2 protein-coding genes are annotated in these 2,125 nt (G+C 62.1%); both read left to right on the top strand.

All coding sequences use genetic code 11. The features are described 5' to 3' along the window. Nucleotides 1-735 (top strand): protein phosphatase 2C domain-containing protein (locus tag EN879_RS33160; protein WP_245493907.1); only part of this gene is annotated, 735 nt, incomplete at its 5' end. 5 nt (nt 736-740) lie between these two features. Further along, nucleotides 741-2,125 (top strand): serine/threonine-protein kinase (locus tag EN879_RS33165; protein ID WP_164774738.1); only part of this gene is annotated, 1,385 nt, incomplete at its 3' end.

Consider the following 2,125-nt stretch of genomic DNA (forward strand, 5'->3'; position numbering starts at 1 on the left):
AGCCACAAAGGCTGTGTCCGTGAGCTCAATGAAGACAGCTATCTGGTCGAGCCACAAACTGGCGTCTGGGTGGTAGCCGACGGAATGGGTGGACATGACGCCGGAGAGGTCGCTTCCGCCAGTATCGTCGATCATCTGTCAACAATCGGCATTGCGAGCTCAGCTCCCGATCTTCGCGCCCGCTTCGAGGACAGGCTGGGCCGGGCCAATGCCGAGATCCGAGGCATATCTGAATCCCGCGGCATAACCATCGGTTCCACCGTTGCCGCCCTGCTGGCGATGGACGGGCGGTTTGCCTGCCTGTGGGCCGGTGACAGCCGCGTCTATCTTGTCCGCAACGCCTCGATCTCGCAGATCTCGAGAGACCACACCGAAGTTCAGGAGCTCATCGACCGCGGTATCATCAGCGCAGCCGAAGCACGCACGTGGCCGCGCCGCAATGTCATCACGCAAGCGATCGGCGTCAGCGACGAGATTGTCATCGATTTCCAGCAGGGAGAAATCATGCCGGGGGATATTTTTGTGTTGAGCACGGATGGTCTGACGGCGCATGTCACCGACGCCGAGATCGAGGCGGCGACGGTGTCGGCGACACCTCAGGCAGCCTGCGAGAACCTGCTCGACATGGTGCTGGCGCGCGGCGCAACGGATAACGTCACGATCGTCCTCGTAAAGATAGGACACGAGCGCGATGGCCAATTGCCTCCTCCATATCTGCATAGAGCGAAGGCCTGAGGTTGATGGGCTCCGACGACAAGACGCGCATATCGGGGGGCATGGCCAACACCGTCGTAGGCACGCAACTCAGCGGCATCTACGAGCTCGACGAACGCATCGCATTCGGTGGCATGGGCGAGGTTTACCGTGGTCATAATATCCAGACCGGTGACCATGTCGCGATCAAGATCGTCTTGCCCGAGTTCGCCCGTGACCAGACGATCTTGTCGCTGTTTCGCAAGGAGGCATTGATCCTCAATCACCTGTCGCATGACGCGGTCGTGCGCTACCACGTCTTCACGATCGATCCCGGGATCGGCCGTCCCTACCTTGCCATGGAATTCGTCGACGGTGAGTCGCTGTTCGACATCATGCGGCGTGGCGCGATGCCGGCGGCTGATGTGCGCAAGCTCTGCCACCGCCTCGCCTCCGGCCTGAGCGCCGTGCACCAGGCGGGAGCAATACACCGCGACCTCTCGCCCGATAACATCATCTTGCCGGGAGGCCGGGTCGACCGCGCGAAGATCATAGATTTCGGTATCGCCCGGTCGGCGAGTGTCGGCGGTGAGACCCTGATCGGCGGAAAGTTTGCGGGAAAATACAACTATGTTTCACCCGAACAGCTCGGGCTTTACAGCGGCGATGTCAGTGAGCAATCCGATATCTACAGCCTGGGGCTGGTGCTGGTTGCCGCCTTGCGCGGCAAGCCAATCGATATGAGCGGATCGCAATTCGAGGTCATCGAAAAGCGCCGGACCGTGCCTGATCTCACCGACATCGACGATGATTTTCGTGACATCGTTGAACCCATGCTGCAACCGGATCCGCAGGACCGACCGGTTAGCATGGCGGAAATCGCCAGGATGACGCGTGACGAAAACGAGGAGACAACCCCGCCGGCTTCCATCACACCCCGCGATCGGTCGGCTTTGCCGCGAACCTTTGCATCCGGCAGCAAAACCCAGGCACGATCACACAATGTTGAGAGGCACGACGACGCAGCCGCAGCGGGCCCAGGCGGACAGCCCTTCGTAGAGCACGTGCGGCCCGCGCATTTGTTCGAACGGCCGCCTCCGGCGCCGATGCCGCGCGAGGCCACGGCGCGTTTGCCTGGAAGGTCCACAAAGACCCGAACCCTGGCGATCGCTGGCTTGGCGATGCTGGCTGTGGCCTCCGGCGCGGGCCTTTACCTGGGCGGCTTCATGACGCCTGCCACACCGACTGCCGGCAAGACATCGCTTTTGCCACCGGAGCCGTCCAAGCTCCCGCCCGGCCTGTCAAAGCCGCCCCTGGCGGACTCTGCCGCCCCTGAGCCGGCAAAGGCAGTTTCGCCCGTGCAGGCCAGCGGACAGGCGGCTGAAAATCCGGCAGATACGTTGGGGGTTCAAAAGCCGGAGCCTACCAAGCC

The sequence above is a fragment of the Mesorhizobium sp. M7A.F.Ca.AU.002.02.1.1 genome, assembly GCF_003998535.1.
Taxonomy (GTDB): Bacteria; Pseudomonadota; Alphaproteobacteria; order Rhizobiales; family Rhizobiaceae; genus Mesorhizobium; species Mesorhizobium ciceri.